This window comes from Litoribacter populi (assembly GCF_007483685.1).
Classification (GTDB): domain Bacteria; phylum Bacteroidota; class Bacteroidia; order Cytophagales; family Cyclobacteriaceae; genus Litoribacter; species Litoribacter populi.
The window spans coordinates 2,710,223-2,729,925 of sequence record NZ_VMKN01000001.1 but is presented as its reverse complement, the minus strand read 5'-3'; the positions used below and the strand labels follow the sequence as shown (position 1 = coordinate 2,729,925).

Sequence of the window (19,703 nt, the reverse complement as noted above, 5' to 3'; positions counted from 1 at the left end):
CCAAAATATGATCTTTTCTTCTCATTTTGTAACAAAACTCGACAGGCTGGTGTCAGGAGCCTTGATGCTCCTAATGGGGCTGATGGTCCTGAACGTGACCTGGCAGGTGGTATCAAGATACATTTTTCAGCAGCCTAGTCCCTTTACCGATGAACTTTCGAGGTATATGCTGATCTGGCTTGGGATGCTGGGGGCAGCCTATGTGGCCGGCCAGAACAAGCATCTGGCCATTGATGTGCTGCACCAATATTTGAGCGGTAGAAATAGACATTATTTGGAAGTTATCATTAAGGCTTTGATCCTGATTTTTGCCGCGACGGTGATGATTGGTGGAGGATCCAATCTGGTATATATCACCTTTTTACTGGAGCAAAAGTCAGCGGCCCTGCAGGTTCCCCTTGCCTTCGTATATGCCGTCATTCCTTTCAGCGGCTTGCTGGTAGTCTACTACCAGCTGGTACAGATTATTCATTCTTATAAAACCTCTTCCAATCCTTTATAATGGACCAATTGAGCATTTTAATTCTAATATTGAGCTTTTTGATTTTTCTGGGAATAGGTGTACCCGTTGCCTGGAGTTTGGGTATATCAAGTCTGCTGACCTTGCTGGTATCAGTTGCCGCAGGAACATCAGTTACTACCATTGCCCAGCGGATGGGGACAGGATTGGACAGTTTTACCTTGTTGGCCATACCGTTTTTTATCCTGGCAGGTGAGATTATGAACCGTGGAGGAATAGCCAACCGTTTGATTGACCTGGCAAAGGCGATGATGGGCAGGCTGCCGGGCGGATTGCTTTACGTCAATGTGATTGCCGCGATGCTATTTGGGGCCATTGCCGGGTCTGCAGTAGCTGCCGCTTCTGCCATAGGAGGAATATTGGGCAAAAGAATGGAGAAGGAGGGCTATCCCAAGGAGCTTGGTGCCTCGGTCAATATAACGTCTTCAACTACCGGCTTGATCATTCCTCCTTCCAATATTCTTATAGTGTATTCCCTGGCTTCCGGTGGGGTTTCAATTGCGGCCTTGTTTATTGCCGGCTATTTGCCCGGGTTGTTTATCGGCCTGCTTCTGATGCTGACAGCTGCGGTTTTTGTTAGGAAGAAGAATATCAAGGAAGGGGAAAAGGTGCCGTTGAAGGTCCTGGGAAAAAGTTTCCTCAATGCCTTCCCCAGCCTGATGCTTTTGATCATCGTCATCGGGGGAATAGTTGCCGGCATATTTACGGCAACGGAGGCCTCAGCTATTGCGGTGATTTACACGCTTTTGCTTTCCTTTTTCTACATTGAGCTAAAGATAAGGGCGATTCCCTCCATATTGTTGAAATCCTCTGAGACCACAGCCATAGTCATGCTGCTGATCTCCACCTCCATGAGTATGTCCTGGGTGATGTCGGTGGAGGAGATTCCCCAGTCCATTAGCAATTCGCTCCTTTCGCTCAGTGACAACATGTTCGTGATCTTGATATTGATCAATTTGATATTGCTGTTTGTGGGGGTGTTTATGGACATTACGCCTGCGGTGCTGATTTTTACACCGATATTTTTGCCTATAGTGGTGGAAATGGGCATTGACCCGGTGCATTTCGGGATAATTATGATTTTGAATCTCTGTATTGGGCTCTGCACCCCGCCAGTTGGGTCAGTGCTGTTTGTCGGCGTGGGGGTGGCCCAAACAAGTATACAGAAAGTGGTGTTGCCACTCTTACCATTCTTTCTGGCCATGATAGTTGGCCTACTGGTCATTACGCTCTTTCCCGGTATTACCCTTTGGCTGCCGTCTCTTTTCGGCCTTTAACCACCTAAACTACTTAACCTATGGATAACCTGTTTGATATCAAAAGAAAAAACATCCTCATCACCGGTGCCACCGGCGTACTTGGGAAATCAATAGCACATTACTTGTTGGGCCAGGGAGCCAGTATTTTTCTGCTGGGGAGAAATGAGCAGAAACTTGAAAAGGCGAAACAGGAATTGACCTCCGGAAGCGGAAGGGTGGAGGTCATTCTTGCAGATGTGACCAAGGAGCAGGAACTTGCTCAAGCGGCTGACAAGCTGGAAGGAATGGTCGGACAGGTGGATGTGATGATCAACATGGCGGGAGGCAATGTGGCCGGAGCGGTAATCACGCCAGAGCAGACGTTGGAAGATCTGTCCCCCGAAGCCTTAGACCAGGTGATGAAGCTGAACTATCAGGGTTCCCTCTTACCCATCAAGGCATTTTTGCCTCTGCTCACTCAGGGCCACCCCGTCAGCATCATCAATACCTCCTCAGTAGCGGCAAACAGACCCCTGACAAGGGTATTGGGCTATGCGGCGGCAAAAGCCGGTATCGAAAATCTTACCAAATGGCTGGCTGTGGAGTTTGCCCAGAAATATGGAGAGTTTATGCGGGTAAATGCCATAGCGCCCGGATTCTTCCTTACTGAGCAGAACAGGAATCTGTTGATGGAAAATGAGCAACAGCTTTCTGAAAGGGGAAAACAGATTATCTCTCATACACCCTTGGCCCGCTTTGGCCAACCGGAGGATCTACATGGGGCTATTCATTGGCTCTGCAGCGATGCTTCCCGATTTGTGACCGGCACGGTGGTGGCGGTGGACGGCGGGTTTATGGCTTATTCGGGGGTGTAGGTTTAAATTTCACAGGACACAGGAGGTAAATACCACATGTGCGGGATGGCGGGGTTGTCATCCCATGGTTTCACCCCCTTTGAAAGCTTTTAAAAGTTTCCGGTTTATATTTAATATACGGATAAATCACTGAATAATAATGCATTTTCTTTTGAGTCCCGAGCACTAAACCGACTGGGGAAAATCAAGGCTAAGAATAAGTAGGGAGCGAAGTCTGAGACGTTCGCACAACGGGACAACGAAAACATTAGACATATATACAAGGGGTTTAATGCTACTTTTTTCTGATAATCAACCATCCGACAATTATCAGGATGAATGAAAATATCAGAAAACCGAGGTTCCAGAGTTCGGGGTTTGGGTCTATTTCCTTTACGTTGTGGAGTGAGAACAGGTAATGGTTAAAAATGCTGTCCATTGAATTGAAAATCCCCCATCCCGCCAGAAGGCCGCCAATGAATAAATTGTTGGTGAATTGGAGGTTAGGCTGGGATCTGGAGTGCCAAAGCAAGGTAATGCCTACCATGGTAATAATCCAGGTAACTGCTTCAAACATGCCGTCCCAAAACATGTTAATGCTTTTGCCTTCAAAATTGGTGAATGAGATCTGGTTGGAAAGCATTTGGTGCCACTGTAGGATCTGGTGTAATGTAATGGCATCTACAAATCCCCCCATCCCGATTCCGAGAGTGAGGGTAGCCATAATTACTGGGATTCTCTGTGTCGTGCTACGGTCTCCTGACTTCAAAGTCTTGAAGTATATGATTAAAAGTGGAACCAGTATAATAATCGGTAAGATTACCTTTATTAAAGTAGGGATGAAATCCCCTGTGAATATGCCGTCCTGCACCTCTTGGTTGCAGGCAATGCAAAGAAAAACTGAGTGGGTCATGGCGAAGTCATTTACGTTTTTCAGTTATTACTATCAAAAAACGCGCAAACAGACGATAGGGGGGCGAAGTCGGAGACATTCGCACAAGCCCTTTGATTTTGTCGGAATCACCCTACTAAATAGGCGTATATGCCCTATTCATTCCATCATTAGACTGAGTACCTCCTATGTTGAAAATCAAGGAATAAGCTATTTTTTTGCATACTTTTCCTGTATTTATCTTTTTCCTCTTAAATGCGGTTCTCAGTTCTGGACGGGTTCCTGTCAAGGCCGGCGCCCCAGCGCCGTTCATTTCAGCCTTTACAGGAATTCGGGAAGAACTATCTTTGTATTTAGGGGGAAAAGATAAATCCCGTATTCCTCATATACATATAATTTGACCTTTTGTAACCTCTTCAATTAATCTCCTATCAGCAGTCCGTTTCGGCCGCAATGTATTTTTCATTTTAAAGAGGAAGGGGACGTAACCTTTGTGTAACGGTCCTCCCTTACGGGTGCCGCAGGCACACACTACCGTTTATTCCCCGTCCAATTTTCCAAGATTACTCGGTCATTATTGGTTTTTTAAAATTCCTTAACCCGTTACACCGGTCACATACTCTGTCTTATGGCGGAGCATGTGGCGGATTCTGTTGAGCAGGCTTTTGGCGATCCTGATGATTGCCTTGTTTTTATTCATCCTTTTGCTCAGTTCGTTAAACTTTGCCATCAGGGCAGGATCCTTTCTTACGGCTACCCAAGAGGCCTCAATGAGCAAGATCTTAATTTTCTTCCTGCCTCTTCTGGTTATCTTGCCGGTGGCAGTTTTTTCACCGGAACTCCTGGTGTTCGGCACAATACCGATATAATGGCAAAGCTCATCCAGTGTTTTGAACCGCTCTATATCGCCCAGCTGGGTCAGCAGGTTCATAGCCGTAACCAGCCCCACACCGGGTATGGTTATTAATCTATCGCAATTATCCCGATACCTGTCACTTTCGGCAAGTTCGCGTATCTGACGGGTTATATTCAGAATATTTTTTTTCAGCGCCATGCCGCTCTCCACCAAGGCGGCTATAGTCTGCCTAATACTCGGATGTAGTTCTTCAAGCCCCAGAACCCATTCCATATAAACCTTTGACCATGACCTAGTCTGCACTGCCGAAAAGCGGGCAGGGATCTCTACCCCAAACTGCATGAGGATAGATTTTACCCTGCTTTTGTTCCGGGTCATATCCTTGACAAGAGTATCCCGGACCCGACACAGCGTACGGTCAGCCTCTAGAATGGTATCTGGGACATGGATGCCCTCAAGCTCACCGCCACGGAGCATTCTGGCCAGCTTCCTGGCATCGACCGAATCGTTTTTCTGAAGCCTTTCTTTTTGGCTCGTCGGCACATCGGCCGCATTGAGGACCATACATTCAATACCAAGTTCGTTGAGCCTCCTACAGGTGCCGAATCCGCTGAAACCCGCTTCATAAACAGCTTTGTATGTCCCTCCCGGAAAGCTCGCATTCATGTAATCGGCCAACTGGTCGGGATTTCTGTCCCTGCTCATGGTCTTGTGTTCATAAAGCTCCCCGAAGATGGAGACCAGCCAGTTTCTTAAGTGGTCATCGATTCCGATATAGAAGCATTGTCCTTCAAAGGATTTCTGGTTAACTTTAGTGCGTGGCATAAGCTATGTTCTTTTAAAGTGATAAGTAGGATTATACCTTTAATTTAAGAATTTTAGCTTATGCTTTACTTTTCAAACATAATACCTTTGTAATGGGCTGGTTAAAAGTCTAGTTACTTACTGTAAAGCAATAATGACCTTGAATGTATGGAAACTAAACAAAAATTAATTTCTCAATTTAAAAGGGTTAGTGATGAGTTGCTAAGGCTGTTATCATCTCTAAGCAGCGAAGATTTGAATGCAACTCCTATTACAAAGGGTTGGTCCGCTGGGCAGATAGGAGAGCATCTATACAATTCTTATGCAGTGGTGGAAACTCTGAATGGTTCGGTAAAGAAAACCGAAAGACCTCCAGCAGAAAAAGTAGAGAAAATAGAAACTCTTTTTTTGGACTTTGACATCAAAATGAAATCGCCGGAAGCTATACTCCCCCGCGAGGATTACATTGAAAAAGAATGGCTGCTTGACTCCCTGAAGGAAAGGATTGATCAGCTCAAAGCAGTGATCATGCATAAAGATCTAACGGAAACCTGCCTTGATGTCATCATCCCTGAGTATGGAGAATTCACGAGGCTTGAGTGGACACATTTCAATATTGTGCATACCCAGCGTCATATTCATCAACTGAAAAATATCATCAAAAATCACCCTTATGCCACATATTGAATTGTTGCAATATATAAATGCACCCCGAGAAATAGTTTTTGAAGCATTGACAACCCAAAAAGGTCTTTCGGAAGTCTGGACACAAAAGCTTAAAGTAAAACCTCAACTAAACTTTCTTAATGAATTTGATTTTGAAGACGGGTATGCTACAATAATGAAAGTAATTGAATTTGAGCCTGATGAAAAATTAATTTGGCATTGTGTAGATTCAGATCCTCAGTGGGTCGATACCACTGTAGAGTTTAATCTTAGTGGTGAAGATGGTAAAACCACCGTAAAACTCAGCCATAAGCACTGGGGAAAGACTACTGATTTTTATAGGTGGTGTAACTATAATTGGGGTTTCTTTTTATACAGCCTAAAGCAGTATTGTGAAGAAGGCGAAGGGATTCCATTTCAGAAAAGGAAATTCTGACTCGACTTTAACCGGGTAATCAGGGTTCTATTGACTGGAAGGATTGGGTGGGGATCTCAGCTGGCATCTTCTTACAGAGTCCTGGTCAGCAAACCGTAACAAAGGGAGGTAGCCGTGCGAAGTCAGAGACATTCGCACAACGGAGGAAGTCGGAGGAATTAAACTGCAGGGTGCGAAGTCGGAGACGTTCGCACAACGGAAAGCCGTGCGAAGTCGGAGGAATTAAATTGCAGGGTGCGAAGTCGGAGACGTTCGCACAACGGGAATTAATAACAACAGTAATATGAAACCAAAACAAATCTGGGCAAACTTGGGAGTTGAAAATATCAAAAGGACGCAAGAGTTTTATTTACAATTGGGATTCAAACTCAATGGGAGCCCCAATGGTGAATTGGTAAGCTTTTTATTTGGGGATGATGCCTTTGTAATTCATTTTTTTGAAAAGAAAAAACTGGAATCAAGTCTTGAGGGTGCAACATCTGATCTGAGTCAGGGAAATGAAGTTATGTTTTCTTTATCCGCAACTAGTAAAGAAGAATTTGATACATGGATAGGGGAGATAAAGGAAGCAGGTGGAAAGATCTACTTTGACTCTAATAGCGATCGGAAAAAATACTATGACGAAAATGGATATTATGTCTGTGTATTTGCTGACCCAGATGGTCACAAGTTTAATTTACTATACAATGCGGATATGTGAATGCTTTGGGATGAGAAGGAATTAAATTGTAGATAGAGAATAAGAAGGGTGCGAAGTCGGAGACGTTCGCACAACAGATACTTTTGGAGTAGGCGGTATTAAACTGCAGCAGGAGAATAAGGAGGGTGCGAAGTCGGAGACGTTCGCACAACGGACAACGGACGTTCGCACAAGGGGAGACATTCGTACGAGGGGTTATGGGAGGATTAATGTAGTGGTGGTAATTGTTCTAATTTTTAATTGATTAATCATATTTTTTTACTAATTTCAATTTTTGTTTTTAAAAGTAAACCCTTAAGTATGGAGTGGATAACGGTTTTGGGGCTTTTTGCGGGTGCTTGCACATCTGTTGCTGTATTTCCCCAATTAATAAAGGCATTTAAGAGTAAAAGTGTAGAGGATGTTTCCCCGGGGATGTTTACGGTGATGATTATTGGTTTTTCTATGTGGCTCATTTATGGAATTATACAAGAAGATGTCGCAATTATAGCTACTAATGGGCTTTCTTTAATATTGAATGGAATCATGGCTTATTTTTTAATTAAATATAAAAGGTGACTGACGTATCTTGAAAGGACAGCAGCATATTTTAATACTAGAGTAAACTATTACCTCTATGATCAACAGAAATTATTTTATTTCCATCTTTTTTCTTTTATTATTTCCATACTTTTTATCTGCCCAGGATAATTCAAATGAATACTGGTATAAGAACAGTGTAATTTATAATCTGGATGTGGATTCCTTTTATGATTCTGATGGTGACGGAATTGGCGATTTTAAAGGATTGACAGAAAAGCTGCCTTATTTGAAATCACTTGGAATAGATGCTTTGTGGCTTGCTCCTTTTCAAAAATCCCCCCTTAAGGATAATGGATATGATATAGAAGACTATTATATGATCCATCCTGATTATGGTACTGGAGGGGATCTAGTCGAGTTTATGTATGAGGCTAATAAGTTAGGAATTAGAATCATTACAGATTTAGTGATAAATCATACTTCAGATCAGCACATTTGGTTTCAGGAGGCAGTAAAGGATGAGAATTCCATCTATAGGGATTATTATGTATGGTCAAAGGAGCGGCCAGATGATTATAATGAGGGTATGGTTTTTCCGGGAGTTCAAGAGCAAACATGGACGTTTCATCCGGAGGCAGGGGAATATTATTATCATCGATTTTACGAATTTCAACCCGATTTGAATAATCTGAATCCGGCAGTTCAGGAGGAAATGAGAAAGGTGATGGGGTATTGGCTGTGGATGGGAGTAGCCGGCTTTAGATTAGATGCTGTTCCCTTCATAATAGAAGACCCCTATACCGGAGTAGAAGACCCAGAACTGCATTATGATATGGTAAAGCAAATAAGGCAGTTTATTCAATGGCGAAGATCGGATGCCTTATTATTAGGCGAAGCGAATGTGATGCCTGATGAAAACAAAAATTATTTTGGGGACGATGGGGATGGCATGCAGATGCTGTTTAATTTCTTTGTGAATCAGCACCTTTTTTATTCCTTCGCTACAGAAGAAGTATCGAGGCTAACGGCTTCGTTGGAAGCTACCAAAGATATCCCTGAAAATTCCCAATGGGCCCATTTTTTAAGAAACCACGACGAACTTGATCTGGGAAGGCTATCGGATGAACAGCGGGCCGTAGTATTTGACAATTTTGGCCCAGATGAAGATATGCAGATTTATGAAAGAGGGATAAGGAGACGGTTAGCGCCAATGCTGGATGATACCAGGCGAATAAAAATGGCCTACAGCCTTATGTTTTCCTTGCCGGGTACACCGGTAATCAGATATGGTGATGAAATCGGAATGGGGGATGACCTGAGTTTGCCAGAAAGGGAAGCTGTCCGAACTCCCATGCAGTGGTCTGCGGTGAAAAACGCAGGGTTTTCCACCGCAGACCACCTTGAAAATCCCGTAATTGATAAGGGCCAATACAGTTACCGGCAGGTAAATGTTCTCCAACAGCAGCAAGACCCCAATTCATTACTTAATTGGACCTCTCGATTGATAAAATTGAGAAAGTCCTGTCCTGAAATAGGCATGGGTGATTGGGAGTTAATATCCACAGGCTCTCCCCACGTATTAGGAATCAAATACGAATTTGGGAGCCGATCTCTGTTGGTCTTACATAACCTAAGTGCTGCTAGTCAGGATATAGTTTTGCAAGATAATTTCCAAGGGTACCGAATCAGTAATTCCTTAGAAAATAGCAAAGAGAAAACAGGTATTAGGGAGCTACAGGAATTTTCAATCAAAGGATATGGATATGAGTGGTATCAATTAGAGAATTAACTGTGCGAAGTCGGAGACATTCGCACAACGAAGACGTGCGGACAACGGCTCAATTTCTCCTCATTCTTTCGTACCTTCGTGGCAAACAATGTGATCCTCACTTCTTCAAATCAAATTTGATACGTTTTATATGAATGAAGACTTTATTGAACTCCAAATATCAAGGGGAATAAGAAAGTGACGATGAATGCCCAGATAATGTAAAAAGGTAAGTAGTTTGCGGTAGCCTTTCCTACTCCATATAGTTTTTCTTTTTTAAAGGTAGCCTTATAGAGCTGTGAGGTCACCAGCAGTAAGTTGATTAGAATTAGCACATTGGCACCTAGGACAGCCACCCGGTTAGGGGTAAAACCCCATTCTGCAATTCGAAACAATATGGCCGACAAGGCGATTCCATTGACCACTATAGTTACAATGGATAGCACCAGCAGAATCAAAATTTCGGGACGGCTTTTGCCCACTTTTGAACTTTCGGAAAGAGAAAAGAAAATGATAGCCATAACTCCAATCAAAAGGACATTAAAGATCAGCAAAAACTCACGGTCGTTGTATGGATCTTTTCCTAAATAGGCCATTGCAATCAAATAAATCACCAACATAACTAACACCAAGGGGCTGAAAATTCTGGCTAGGGCAGGGGAGACCTTTCCCACTAGTTGGGGATTGGCCTGAATAAGGTAGGTGCCTACTATTGGGACAGCGGGGAGTCCGAAAATGACGATGTTTTGGAAGTAAAATTTTTCAATATTGAGGCCTATAAGTGAAAATAGCCCTATGGTGACTCCCGTCATCACTACCCCAGCTATACAGATCAGCGCTGAAATGACTATTAGGTCACCATTAAACTTTAAATAATCTAAGCGCTTTTCCACATTAACCCGCCAATCACCGACAAAGGCAAACCCTACCATGGCCCAAAGTAGGATGATTAAATGGAGGCATGACAAAATTAAGGTGTCGGATTCGGGAACATCAGGAAGGAAATTGATAAATAGTACAGCTGAAAATGTAGCTATAATTACTAAAGCTGCCTTTCCCTTCGATAAATTTCGCTTCCATGCAAAAAAGGCGGCTAAGGCTGGAAAGATAATGAAGCCTATGTTTCGGGGGTAGAAAAACTCTTCGCTTATGGCTAAAATTGATGGAAGTTTAGCTAACAGACCTGCAGTCAATGCTAAAAGCAATACAAAGAAAAGCTCCTTTCGAGTGCCCCAATTCAGTTCATCTGTTTCGTAATTTAGCCTTTCATTCCAAAAGTCTGCTATTGGGTTGCCCTTTAGTTCGGGATATAAGATGTTGAATTCGCGAGTGAAAGCCATCTTATCGGTTCTAAACATTTTCTCCAGTTGCCCGGGATCATTTAGGTGAGGAATAATTTCATTTTTCATTTTAGGTAAGTTTTAATGTTAAAGGTCATTGTTTTATGGAAAGTGCTTTGTGTTTCAAAGTGAATATTCAAAAAAAATATCCGGTTACTTTTGGCTCTTGATGAGGGCTTCCAGAGCGTTCAAATGTTCTTCAAAGGCCAGTCTTCCGGCCTTCGTTATAAAATACATGGTGTTGGGTTTTCGGCCTACAAATGATTTTTTCATGCCTACATATTCTTCTTTTTCGAGAGCCTTCATATGGCTGGCCAGGTTTCCATCCGTGACATCAAGATATTCTTTGAGAGCGGTGAAATCCAGGGTATCATTTACCGCAAGTGCAGACATGATCCCCAACCTAACTCTGCTTTCAAAAGCTTTATGTAAATCATTAATGATCGTCTTCACTTCTCGTAACTCAGGTGCATGTATATTCCATATATTATGTGCATGATGCCAAACCCAATGGCCCAGAAAAGAAGCCCATACCCTATAAAATAGGCGGCTATAAGTCCAAGCACAATTTCTGTCAAACCCAAATATTTAACCTCTTCATAGGTGTATTTACTTCCTTGGAGCAATGCGAGGCCATAAAATATCAACGTCAAAGGAGCTATCAGGGTGAACAATCCCTGGGCGAAAAGTATGAAAACCAAAATGCCTCCTGTCACGAGTGGAATGCACATGTTGATGACAAACCTTCTTGAGGCCGAGGTCCACAATTTTTCGCCACTTTCTTTAGCTTTTTTATAAGGAAAATAGATGGCTGTACTTATGGCTAATACGAGAATCAATAGTCCTAAAATAAAGAGGTTGTTGACATTACCTGAAAACTCCTGCTTGCCTAAGGTATCGTAAAGGGATTCAGATGAGCTTGTGTAAATCGTTCTATAGGCAATATATGCACCTATCAATGCATACATCCCGGCCAAAATACCTGGCCATCCCGTAAGGGTCAAAAACTTGGTGGATCGCTCCATCATGGAACGGATCTCGGTGAGGTCCTTAATGTATTCCTGCTCTGTCTTCATAAAAAGTACTTTGTATTTCAAAGTTAATATATTATTTTAAATTTTTATCAATTTGAGAAGTTTTTTTTGGGGGGAGCCTTGTAGAAGTGCGAAGTCGGAGACGTTCGCATAACGGAAGAAAGTGGAAATCGAGGACCAGGGCTCTAAACAGAACAGCTGGTCCTCGGGCTTCTATATGTCAAGGATGGGATACTCTATAAATTACACCATTGGTGTCATCTGAGACAAGTAAAGAGCCATCAGAGTGGACTGCGAGACCGACTAAACGTCCAAAATGCGCATTATTGTCATCAACAAGAAATCCAGTTAAAAAGTCCTCAAAACGAGCAGGTTGCCCATTTTCAAAAACAATTCTACTGACTTTATATCCTGAAGGTGTGCTCCTGTTCCAAGAACCCCTAAAAGCTACAAAGGCATCTCCATTATAATTGGATGGAAATTGGTCGCCAGAATAAAAGACCATTTGCATAGGAGCGGAATGAGCTGTGTACATAAGTTCGGGAAATGTAGACATGGCACTATATTCTTGATAAGTCATATCTTCTGGTCTCGGGAAAGCATTGTATTTACCTTCATCATAAATGTGCGGCCACCCGTAATTGGCGCCATCGACGATGTGGTTAAGTTCTTCATGTGACTCATCATCCCCAAGCATGTCAATACCGTGATCCATTCCCCAAAACATATCTGTATCGGGATGCCATCCGAATCCGATGGTGTTGCGCAGCCCCTCTGCATATATTCTTAAACCACTTGCGTCCGGATTGGCCTGAAGCATAGTTGCATGAAGTTCATTCGGTTCAATACAAGCATTACAAGTACTGCCTACCGAAACGTACATCATTCCATCAGGGCCAAAGCCGATGGTCCTATTTGGGTGTTGCCCTCCATCTGGTAAACTGGAAGTAAGGAGTTCAGGCTCCCCTAAAGTACCATCTCCATTGATAGTGGCGGCAAAAATTTCTTGGATAGTAACTATATAAAGTCGGTTATTATATATGGCCAACCCATGCGCTTCCTCAATAGTGGATACCACTTCTCTACGGTCTGCAGCTCCATCTCCATTGGTGTCCTCAAGAAGAATTACCTCCCCACCTTCCCTGTTGGTAACATATACATGCCCCGCGTTATCGGCGGCAAGAATCCTAGATTCTCCTAAATCTTCTGCAAATTTTTGAATTGCAAACCCTGATGGAACCCTCAGTTGCTGAACACGTTCATCGGTGGCATCAACCACAGCAGGTTTGAAGACATAGGTATTGATTTGGGTTTGTGTATGATGGTCATCAGTTTCAGGAATGATGGAATCCCAAAAATCGGTAAGGTCATCTGTGGAACAGGAAATGGCCAACCCAATAAATCCTATTATTAAAACTAGTGGAAGTAAGAGCTTTTTCATGGAAGTTGTGGTGTAGTTTAAAAATTCAATGATCAAAACACAATCCAAAAGAAACTAAAATTTAAAATCAGACTATCTTTTCAATGTGAAGGTAATTGCAATACTGTAATTATGGTTTTCTTTATATTTTAAACCGCTCCAAGTAAACAGGGGTGTTGCAAATTTGGTACAGTCTGGGGCAAAAGTAGGTTAAATGGGGGCGGAATACCAAGAGGGAGTTCATAAAAAAGCCCCTGGGTTTCCAGAGGCTTGATTATTTTACCAGATCAGGACTTCTTTTGGGTTTGTCCTTTCGTTGGATTTGAACAACCTGAAGGTGGCCATGAATTCATGGGTGGTGTTGGGTAGGAGATATGACCTGTTCATCGGGGTTTCATATACATAACCTATACTCATTTTATTGAGCAGGAATCCCAATTGGAAGTTGTTGGCATAATTTACCCTATGCCCAGCACCGATCCAAAGTTTATCCATTAACAAGGCTTTAACATTAAACTCCGTATTATCGGGCAGGTCTTCTTGGGACCTATACATGAAATTGGTGATAACTGCTACATCTTTAGACAGGGCCTGCCTAAAACCCGCTTGAATAATTGAAACTGTTGGCTTTCTTTCCATGAAGACATCTCCTGAACTGAGAGCGCCCTTATTCACATTGTGGGCACCGTAAGAAACGTAATAATTTGCATGGGTAATGGCCAAGCCAATATTGAAGTCCAGGACATTCATATTGGCAAAGTTATTCAAGTATTGGCCCGTGGTAGGGTCATTTGATTGCTCGGTATTTAGCCTGTTTCCGTCAAGTCTCACTGTGTTATAATTTACACCAGCTCCAAGCCTAAGGTTGGTGCTGGCCGAAATCCTGATACGTGATGCATAACTGGCTATAATTTCAGTTTCCTGAAAAGGGCCATACTGATCATGCAAGATGCTTAACCCAGCGGCATTTTTTCCCAACAGTGCTGGGTCTGCACTTTGGCCAAACTCGGCAAAGTCAACTTCTGCCGAAACGAAAACCGTTTTTGGGGCACCTTCAAAACCTACCCATTGATTTCGGACGAATCCTCTTGCAACAGAGCCCTCATATCCGGTCAGTCCTGGGTTGTAGTAATTCTGGAAATGACTGAACTGACTGATGTATTTTCTGGATTGGCCATAACCTTGGTCAATCGAAAGCCAAGAAAGAAAGATGGCGTAAAATACGTATATGTAAATTTTTTTCATATCTGTGTAAGGTAAGGGGAGGGGAAGCCCTCCCCGTTTTAGATTATTTTTTCAAGATGGTTAGCATTCCTTTTCGGACTCTGTTGAGTTCTTTAATTTCCACAACATAATAATAAGTGCCTGAGGCCAAACCGATATTATTGAAAGTTCCGTCCCATCTTTGATCCGGGTCTTCGGTGTAAAACACCCTTTTTCCGCTTCTTTCAAAAACTGAAATGCTGACTCCAGAATAGAATCTTAAGTCATTGATTCCCCAATCGTCATTGACGCCATCCCCATCAGGAGTGAAGGAGTTGTAAATAGTGATTTCATCAACCTCCATTCTTGTTCTGTCGATCACAAAGGTTTTCACTAGCTCGTTACCATCCCTGTCGATAACCTTTATCTGTATCCTGAATTGTGTTTTGCCTGGAACCCTCTCTGCGCTGCTCCAGTAAAGGCTATTGTCAATAATCTCAAAATAACCATTGTCATCAGCTCCCTGTACCAATTCTAAAAGGTGGATGTCATCCAGTGGATCGATCACCTCCAAATGGCCTATATGGATGAAAAACTCCTTTATACTTCCCTTAAAGGTGGTGTTAGATATTACAATATCCTCTGGTGAGCCCTTAGGTAGAACTGTGAAGGAGATTGTGCTGGATAGCTTATTTGGATTGGTAATCCCCTCCAGTGATTCCAGCTGTCCTGTAACTGGATACACTCCACGAGCTAAATTATTTGCTTCGGAGAAATCCCATGTTACGGGTATTTCAAGGAACCTACCGTCCTGGCTCATTACCACCAGGTTTTCCGGGATCTCTGGATAATGGCCCCAAGCAGCTTGTACATCTGCCGGATCCATGATTGTTTCTACTGTAATGGCAGTAATATGATAGAACTCCTCTTTGTAATTGACCTGGTAATTGCTGCCTGCATCAAGGGTTCCTAGGGTTATTTTGTAATCCCCTGGACTTTCTCCCTTTTCACGGTTTAATGTGCCATTGAATATTTCATATCCATCATTAGCTTGGAAACCATCTGCGTTAAACTCAAAACCTCCATCCTGCTGACCATAGATTTTCCCTTGGCCTGATAGGGCAAAAACGGCAAGTTGAGCTGGTGTAATTTCGAGTTTAGCACCTTCCAGAGTTATCGCATAGTTCTGGTCTTTTGCTTGAGCTAGGGTGATGTCGTAGATACCTACGTTTGAACCTGAGTCAGCATCAGTAGAGATTACTGGAATTACCTCACTTTGGGTGTCTCCATTAACCAATCCTTCATATACGAAAGTCAGTTCAGGGTTATCTTGACCGTAAACCTTGGACTTGTCCTCTGCCTTAATGGTTAGTGGAGCCTGGGTGATTTCCAGTTTCGCACCTTCCAGGGTTATTTCATAGTTCTGGTCCTTTGCCTGCGCTAGCGTGATGTCGTAAATACCTACGTTTGAACCTGAGTCAGCATCAGTAGAGATTACTGGAATTACCTCAGTTTGGGTGTCTCCATTAACCAATCCTTCATACACGAAAGTCAGTTCAGGGTTATCCTGACCGTAAACCTTGGCCCTGTTCTCTGCCGTGATGGTAAGAGGAGCCTGAGTGATTTCCAGTTTAGCACCTTCCAGGGTTATTTCATAATTCTGGTCCTTTGCCTGAGCTAGAATGATGTCGTAGATACCTACGTTTGAACCTGAGTCAGCATCTGTAGAAATTTCAGGAATATCCTTAGTATGGTTATCCCCATTTACCAATCCTTCATACACGAAAGTAAGTTCAGGGTTATCCTGACCGTAAACCTTGGCCTTGTCCTCTGCTTTGATGGTAAGAGGAGCCTGGATGATTTCCAGTTTCGCACCTTCCAGTGTTATTTCATAGTTCTGGTCCTTTGCTTGAGTTAGCGTGATGTCGTAGATACCTACGTTTGAACCTGAGTCAGCATCTGTAGAAATTACAGGAATATCCTCAGTATGGTTATCCCCATTTACCAGTCCTTCATATACGAAAGTCAGTTCAGGGTTATCCTGACCGTAAACCTTGGCCTTGTTCTCTGCTTTGATGGTAAGAGGAGCTTTGGTAACCTCAAATTCACCAGCAGCAAATTTAAATGTGTAGTTGTTGTCTTCTCCATCGGTAAGGGTAATCACATCTTTGTGACTGCCTACTTGAGTGGTTTTGTCAACAGTTGTACTGATGCTAGGAGGGGTGTCAATGATTTCCTCACTGTTAACCCATCCGCTGTACTGAAATGTAAGTTCCGGATTTGTTTCGCCATAGACTTTTGTCTGCGGGTCGGCCGTCACCGTCAACACTGCCTTGGTAACCTCAAAAGCAGCTGATACAAAGTCAAACGTGTAGTTGTTGTCTTCTCCATGGCTCATGGTAATCACATCCTTATGAGTTCCTACCCCTGTGGTATTGTCAACAGTTGTACTGATACTAGGAGGGGTATCAATGGTCTCCTCACCGTTAACCCATCCGCTGTACTGGAATGTAAGTTCTGGATTTGCTTCGCCATATACTTTTGACTGCTCGTCGGCCGTCACGGTCAACACTGCCTTGGTAACCTCAAAAGCAGCTGATACAAAGTCAAACGTGTAGTTGTTGTCTTCTCCATGGCTCATGGTAATCACATCTTTGTGACTGCCTACTTGAGTGGTTTTGTCAACAGTTGTACTGATGCTAGGAGGGGTATCAATGGTTTCCTCACCGTTAACCCATCCGCTGTACTGGAATGTAAGTTCCGGATTTGCTTCGCCATATACTTTTGACTGCTCGTCGGCCGTCACCGTCAACACTGCCTTGGTAACTTCAAATGCACCAGCGACAAAATCAAACGTGTAGTTGTTGTCTTCTCCATCGCTCAGGGTAATCACATCTTTGTGAGTGCCTACTTGAGTGGTTTTGTCAACAGTTGTACTGATGCTAGGAGGGGTGTCAATGGTCTCCTCACCGTTAACCCATCCGCTGTACTGGAATGTAAGTTCAGGATTTGCTCGGCCATAGACTTTTGTCTGCGGGTCGGCCGTCACCTTCAACACTGCTTTGGTAACCTCAAAAGCAGCTGATACAAAGTCAAACGTGTAGTTGTTGTCTTCTCCATCGCTCAGGGTAATCACATCCTTATGAGTTCCTACCCCTGTGGTATTGTCAACAGTTGTACTGATACTAGGAGGGGTATCAATGGTCTCCTCACCGTTAACCCATCCGCTGTACTGGAATGTAAGTTCTGGATTTGCTTCGCCATATACTTTTGACTGCTCGTCGGCCGTCACGGTCAACACTGCCTTGGTAACCTCAAAAGCAGCTGATACAAAGTCAAACGTGTAGTTGTTGTCTTCTCCATCGTTAAGGGTAATCACATCTTTGTGACTGCCTACTTGAGTGGTTTTGTCAACAGTTGTACTGATGCTAGGAGGTGTATCAATGTTCTCCTCACCGTTAACCCATCCGCTGTACTGGAATGTAAGTTCAGGATTTGCTTCGCCATAGACTTTTGTCTGCGGGTCGGCCGTCACGGTCAACACTGCCTTATCTATTGTTAAAGTCTGTACGACTTCTGAAGCTGCAAAATGCAGGTCATCTCCCTCTTGGCTTGCGGTGATTTTTGTACTTCCTGCTTTTAGGATCGTGGCTTGGTTTCCGACTATTTGTATAACCTCAGGGTCTTCGGCTGTATAGGTAATAGGTAGTCCTGCAGAGGATTTGGCTTCACCTAAGGTAAAAATGTCTTGTCCATATCTCTTAGTAGGCAATTCCTCAAAGTCTAACATTTGACTTGATTTAATACCAATAGAAATAGTAAAGCTATCTTCACAGTTGCTAGAAGCAGCGGTGATGGTGTAGGGAGTTTTGAGTGAGGATAGTAATGGTGTACCACTGATTTTCCCTGTATTGTTGTCAAAGTGTAAACCTTCTGGTAAGGTAGGGGATATGGACCATCCTCCAGAAGATACTTCTCCACCGGTGTTTAACGGAACCACATCTTCCATCCTTACATTTTGGGCTAATTCAACCTGTTCATAAGAATAAGAAATCACAGGATATTGAATTACCTGTACTTGGAATGTTTTGGTGGTTGTAGCTCCTTCGGAATCTGCTATTTCAATAGTAATATCAGCAGAACCAAATTGGTTTTCGGAAGGTGTTAATGAGATGTTCCGCTCATTTTCAGATCCAAAAATTTTGAAGGATTCGTCCGGAAAAAGCATTTTGTTGGAGGAGCTAATATTCACTGTAAATACATTATTGCCCGGGAATTCATCAGAAATATTCAGATCAAACGAAATGGAATCATTCGCGCATATTATGAAGTCATTTAAATCTTCGTATTCGGGAGAGTCATTAGTAAGAGTTGTGAAGTTATATTGGTTAATATCAGAAAAAACCACAGATCCTCCATCTTCATACTTGAAAACCACATATACATCATAGCTGGTACCATAATCCAAATCAGAAAAAACAATACTTTGATCCTGATTAGCAACTACTGCATCATTCCCGCTGTTAATCACATTTACACCCCCGTAATTTTGGCCGCTTTCAATTTGAGCGGATGTTGGTGCAGGAGATCCCGCAGGGACTAATATGTAATGAACTGTACCATTTTGATTAAACTTGTAATTTAATTCTGCCTGATCGTAGGTGTTGTTTGAAACACTTGCTGACAAAGCAGAGGCATAATCCAAAGCCGCGGGGATAACTTGTTGTACCCAAACTGAATTAAACTGAGGACAGGTAGGGCCGGTGTTGAAAAAATCAAAGCCCATAAATATCACATAACCACTACCAAATTGAATTACTGCTACTACGGCATTATCATCAGTTCCCCACATGGATTTAAAGTTTGGAACCGAATTGCGCCTGATAGCATCTGTAGCACTTAAATTAGGTAAGCTGGGTGCTGTTACAAATTCAAAAGGTGTATCAGTCGTATTGGCGATATTCTTTGACCAGCTGGATCCATTTACTGTTCCTAAATCCCAACCAAAGATCAAATTTAAGAAATCAGTATCATTAGCTCCTGCAGTTCCGGTCATTACCATAACACCACCATTATTCACCCAATTTCGAAAGACTTCTCTAGAAGCAACTGGCAAAAATGATAAATCATTTGGACCTTTAGTTTCCATATCGGTCATAAAGAAAAAGGTACTAGCTTCCAGTTGGTCCGAAAGTAGGGATTGGTCGGCAAAACTGACAATACTTGCGTCTACCTCATATTCAGGTAAAAGATCTATAATACTGATTAAATTATAATTTTCATGACCACATGCAGTCCCGGTTCCATTTAAACCAGGATAATTAAATACGGAGACTCGAGTGGTGCTTTGAGCCAACAGAGACTCTGCGGTTACCAAAAACAATCCTAGCAAAATTATTTGCCAGCTTTTTGGATTAATTAGATTAGTAAAATTTTTATTCATATTCAAC

General features: G+C 42.8%; 16 protein-coding genes. 8 read left to right on the top strand and 8 right to left on the bottom strand.

Translation table 11 applies throughout. The annotated features are described in order from the left end of the window. Positions 1-7: 7 nt before the first annotated feature. Genes FPL27_RS11790 through FPL27_RS11780 form a run of 3 tightly spaced genes read left to right on the top strand, consistent with a single transcriptional unit; the run spans position 8 to position 2,633 of the window. Positions 8-502 (top strand): TRAP transporter small permease, encoded by a 495-nt coding sequence (locus FPL27_RS11790; RefSeq protein ID WP_143961282.1) that lies wholly within the window; start codon positions 8-10, stop codon positions 500-502. Then, positions 502-1,797, top strand: coding sequence for a TRAP transporter large permease (locus FPL27_RS11785; protein ID WP_143961281.1), 1,296 nt, complete (start codon positions 502-504; stop codon positions 1,795-1,797). Before FPL27_RS11790 ends, FPL27_RS11785 begins: the two co-directional genes overlap by 1 nt. A gap of 20 nt (positions 1,798-1,817) precedes the next feature. Continuing rightward, positions 1,818-2,633 (top strand): SDR family oxidoreductase, encoded by an 816-nt coding sequence (locus tag FPL27_RS11780; protein WP_143961280.1) that lies wholly within the window; start codon positions 1,818-1,820, stop codon positions 2,631-2,633. A gap of 274 nt (positions 2,634-2,907) precedes the next feature. Here the strand turns inward: FPL27_RS11780 and FPL27_RS11775 are convergent, their stop codons facing one another. Both FPL27_RS11775 and FPL27_RS11770 read right to left on the bottom strand, forming a co-directional pair. Beyond that, positions 2,908-3,525: a DUF2243 domain-containing protein gene (locus tag FPL27_RS11775; RefSeq protein ID WP_143961279.1), complete on the bottom strand. Its 618-nt coding sequence runs from the start codon at positions 3,523-3,525 to the stop codon at positions 2,908-2,910. A gap of 574 nt (positions 3,526-4,099) precedes the next feature. Then, a complete protein-coding gene (locus FPL27_RS11770) occupies positions 4,100-5,185 on the bottom strand; it encodes an IS110 family RNA-guided transposase (protein WP_143959643.1) in 1,086 nt (361 codons plus the stop codon). A 147-nt stretch (positions 5,186-5,332) separates the two neighbouring features. Between FPL27_RS11770 and FPL27_RS11765 the strand changes: the two genes are divergently transcribed. The 5 genes from FPL27_RS11765 to FPL27_RS11745 all read left to right on the top strand — a co-directional run bounded on the left by FPL27_RS11765 (position 5,333) and on the right by FPL27_RS11745 (position 9,277). Further along, complete coding sequence (locus FPL27_RS11765; RefSeq protein ID WP_143961278.1) at positions 5,333-5,851, top strand: DinB family protein; 519 nt, start codon at positions 5,333-5,335, stop codon at positions 5,849-5,851. Further along, on the top strand, positions 5,838-6,266 hold the full coding sequence (locus tag FPL27_RS11760; RefSeq protein ID WP_143961277.1) for an SRPBCC family protein: 429 nt from the start codon (positions 5,838-5,840) through the stop codon (positions 6,264-6,266). The genes FPL27_RS11765 and FPL27_RS11760 overlap by 14 nt, the downstream gene beginning before the upstream one ends. A 283-nt stretch (positions 6,267-6,549) precedes the next feature. After that, entirely contained in the window at positions 6,550-6,966 is a 417-nt protein-coding gene (locus FPL27_RS11755; RefSeq protein ID WP_143961276.1) for a VOC family protein, read from the top strand. A 300-nt stretch (positions 6,967-7,266) separates the two neighbouring features. Beyond that, positions 7,267-7,524: a SemiSWEET family sugar transporter gene (locus FPL27_RS11750; protein ID WP_143961275.1), complete on the top strand. Its 258-nt coding sequence runs from the start codon at positions 7,267-7,269 to the stop codon at positions 7,522-7,524. 58 nt (positions 7,525-7,582) lie between these two features. Further along, the gene (locus tag FPL27_RS11745; protein ID WP_143961274.1) at positions 7,583-9,277 is read left to right on the top strand and encodes an alpha-amylase family protein; all 1,695 of its coding nucleotides are present in this window, start codon (positions 7,583-7,585) and stop codon (positions 9,275-9,277) included. 143 nt (positions 9,278-9,420) lie between these two features. Here FPL27_RS11745 and FPL27_RS11740 read toward each other — a convergent pair whose 3' ends face one another. From FPL27_RS11740 to FPL27_RS11715, 6 genes are all read right to left on the bottom strand, one after another. After that, entirely contained in the window at positions 9,421-10,665 is a 1,245-nt protein-coding gene (locus tag FPL27_RS11740; protein WP_143961273.1) for a hypothetical protein, read from the bottom strand. An 84-nt stretch (positions 10,666-10,749) separates the two neighbouring features. Next, the gene (locus FPL27_RS11735; RefSeq protein WP_143961272.1) at positions 10,750-11,049 is read right to left on the bottom strand and encodes a winged helix-turn-helix domain-containing protein; all 300 of its coding nucleotides are present in this window, start codon (positions 11,047-11,049) and stop codon (positions 10,750-10,752) included. After that, positions 11,046-11,672, bottom strand: coding sequence for a hypothetical protein (locus tag FPL27_RS11730; protein ID WP_143962150.1), 627 nt, complete (start codon positions 11,670-11,672; stop codon positions 11,046-11,048). The genes FPL27_RS11735 and FPL27_RS11730 overlap by 4 nt, the downstream gene beginning before the upstream one ends. A 178-nt stretch (positions 11,673-11,850) precedes the next feature. Beyond that, on the bottom strand, positions 11,851-13,071 hold the full coding sequence (locus FPL27_RS11725) for a PQQ-dependent sugar dehydrogenase (protein ID WP_143961271.1): 1,221 nt from the start codon (positions 13,069-13,071) through the stop codon (positions 11,851-11,853). Positions 13,072-13,329: 258 nt separating this feature from the next. Continuing rightward, positions 13,330-14,295: a PorP/SprF family type IX secretion system membrane protein gene (locus FPL27_RS11720; RefSeq protein WP_143961270.1), complete on the bottom strand. Its 966-nt coding sequence runs from the start codon at positions 14,293-14,295 to the stop codon at positions 13,330-13,332. A gap of 43 nt (positions 14,296-14,338) precedes the next feature. Beyond that, positions 14,339-19,696, bottom strand: coding sequence for an MBG domain-containing protein (locus tag FPL27_RS11715; RefSeq protein WP_143961269.1), 5,358 nt, complete (start codon positions 19,694-19,696; stop codon positions 14,339-14,341). Positions 19,697-19,703: the final 7 nt, after the last annotated feature.

Coding starts and splice junctions, on each gene's coding strand:
- FPL27_RS11760 (WP_143961277.1), top strand. CDS start 5,838: ATGCCACATATTGAATTGTTGCAATATATAAATGCACCCCGAGAAATA.
- FPL27_RS11770 (WP_143959643.1), bottom strand. CDS start 5,185: ATGCCACGCACTAAAGTTAACCAGAAATCCTTTGAAGGACAATGCTTC.
- FPL27_RS11725 (WP_143961271.1), bottom strand. CDS start 13,071: ATGAAAAAGCTCTTACTTCCACTAGTTTTAATAATAGGATTTATTGGG.
- FPL27_RS11765 (WP_143961278.1), top strand. CDS start 5,333: ATGGAAACTAAACAAAAATTAATTTCTCAATTTAAAAGGGTTAGTGAT.
- FPL27_RS11785 (WP_143961281.1), top strand. CDS start 502: ATGGACCAATTGAGCATTTTAATTCTAATATTGAGCTTTTTGATTTTT.
- FPL27_RS11745 (WP_143961274.1), top strand. CDS start 7,583: ATGATCAACAGAAATTATTTTATTTCCATCTTTTTTCTTTTATTATTT.
- FPL27_RS11790 (WP_143961282.1), top strand. CDS start 8: ATGATCTTTTCTTCTCATTTTGTAACAAAACTCGACAGGCTGGTGTCA.
- FPL27_RS11775 (WP_143961279.1), bottom strand. CDS start 3,525: ATGACCCACTCAGTTTTTCTTTGCATTGCCTGCAACCAAGAGGTGCAG.
- FPL27_RS11740 (WP_143961273.1), bottom strand. CDS start 10,665: ATGAAAAATGAAATTATTCCTCACCTAAATGATCCCGGGCAACTGGAG.
- FPL27_RS11715 (WP_143961269.1), bottom strand. CDS start 19,696: ATGAATAAAAATTTTACTAATCTAATTAATCCAAAAAGCTGGCAAATA.
- FPL27_RS11780 (WP_143961280.1), top strand. CDS start 1,818: ATGGATAACCTGTTTGATATCAAAAGAAAAAACATCCTCATCACCGGT.
- FPL27_RS11755 (WP_143961276.1), top strand. CDS start 6,550: ATGAAACCAAAACAAATCTGGGCAAACTTGGGAGTTGAAAATATCAAA.
- FPL27_RS11720 (WP_143961270.1), bottom strand. CDS start 14,295: ATGAAAAAAATTTACATATACGTATTTTACGCCATCTTTCTTTCTTGG.
- FPL27_RS11730 (WP_143962150.1), bottom strand. CDS start 11,672: ATGAAGACAGAGCAGGAATACATTAAGGACCTCACCGAGATCCGTTCC.
- FPL27_RS11750 (WP_143961275.1), top strand. CDS start 7,267: ATGGAGTGGATAACGGTTTTGGGGCTTTTTGCGGGTGCTTGCACATCT.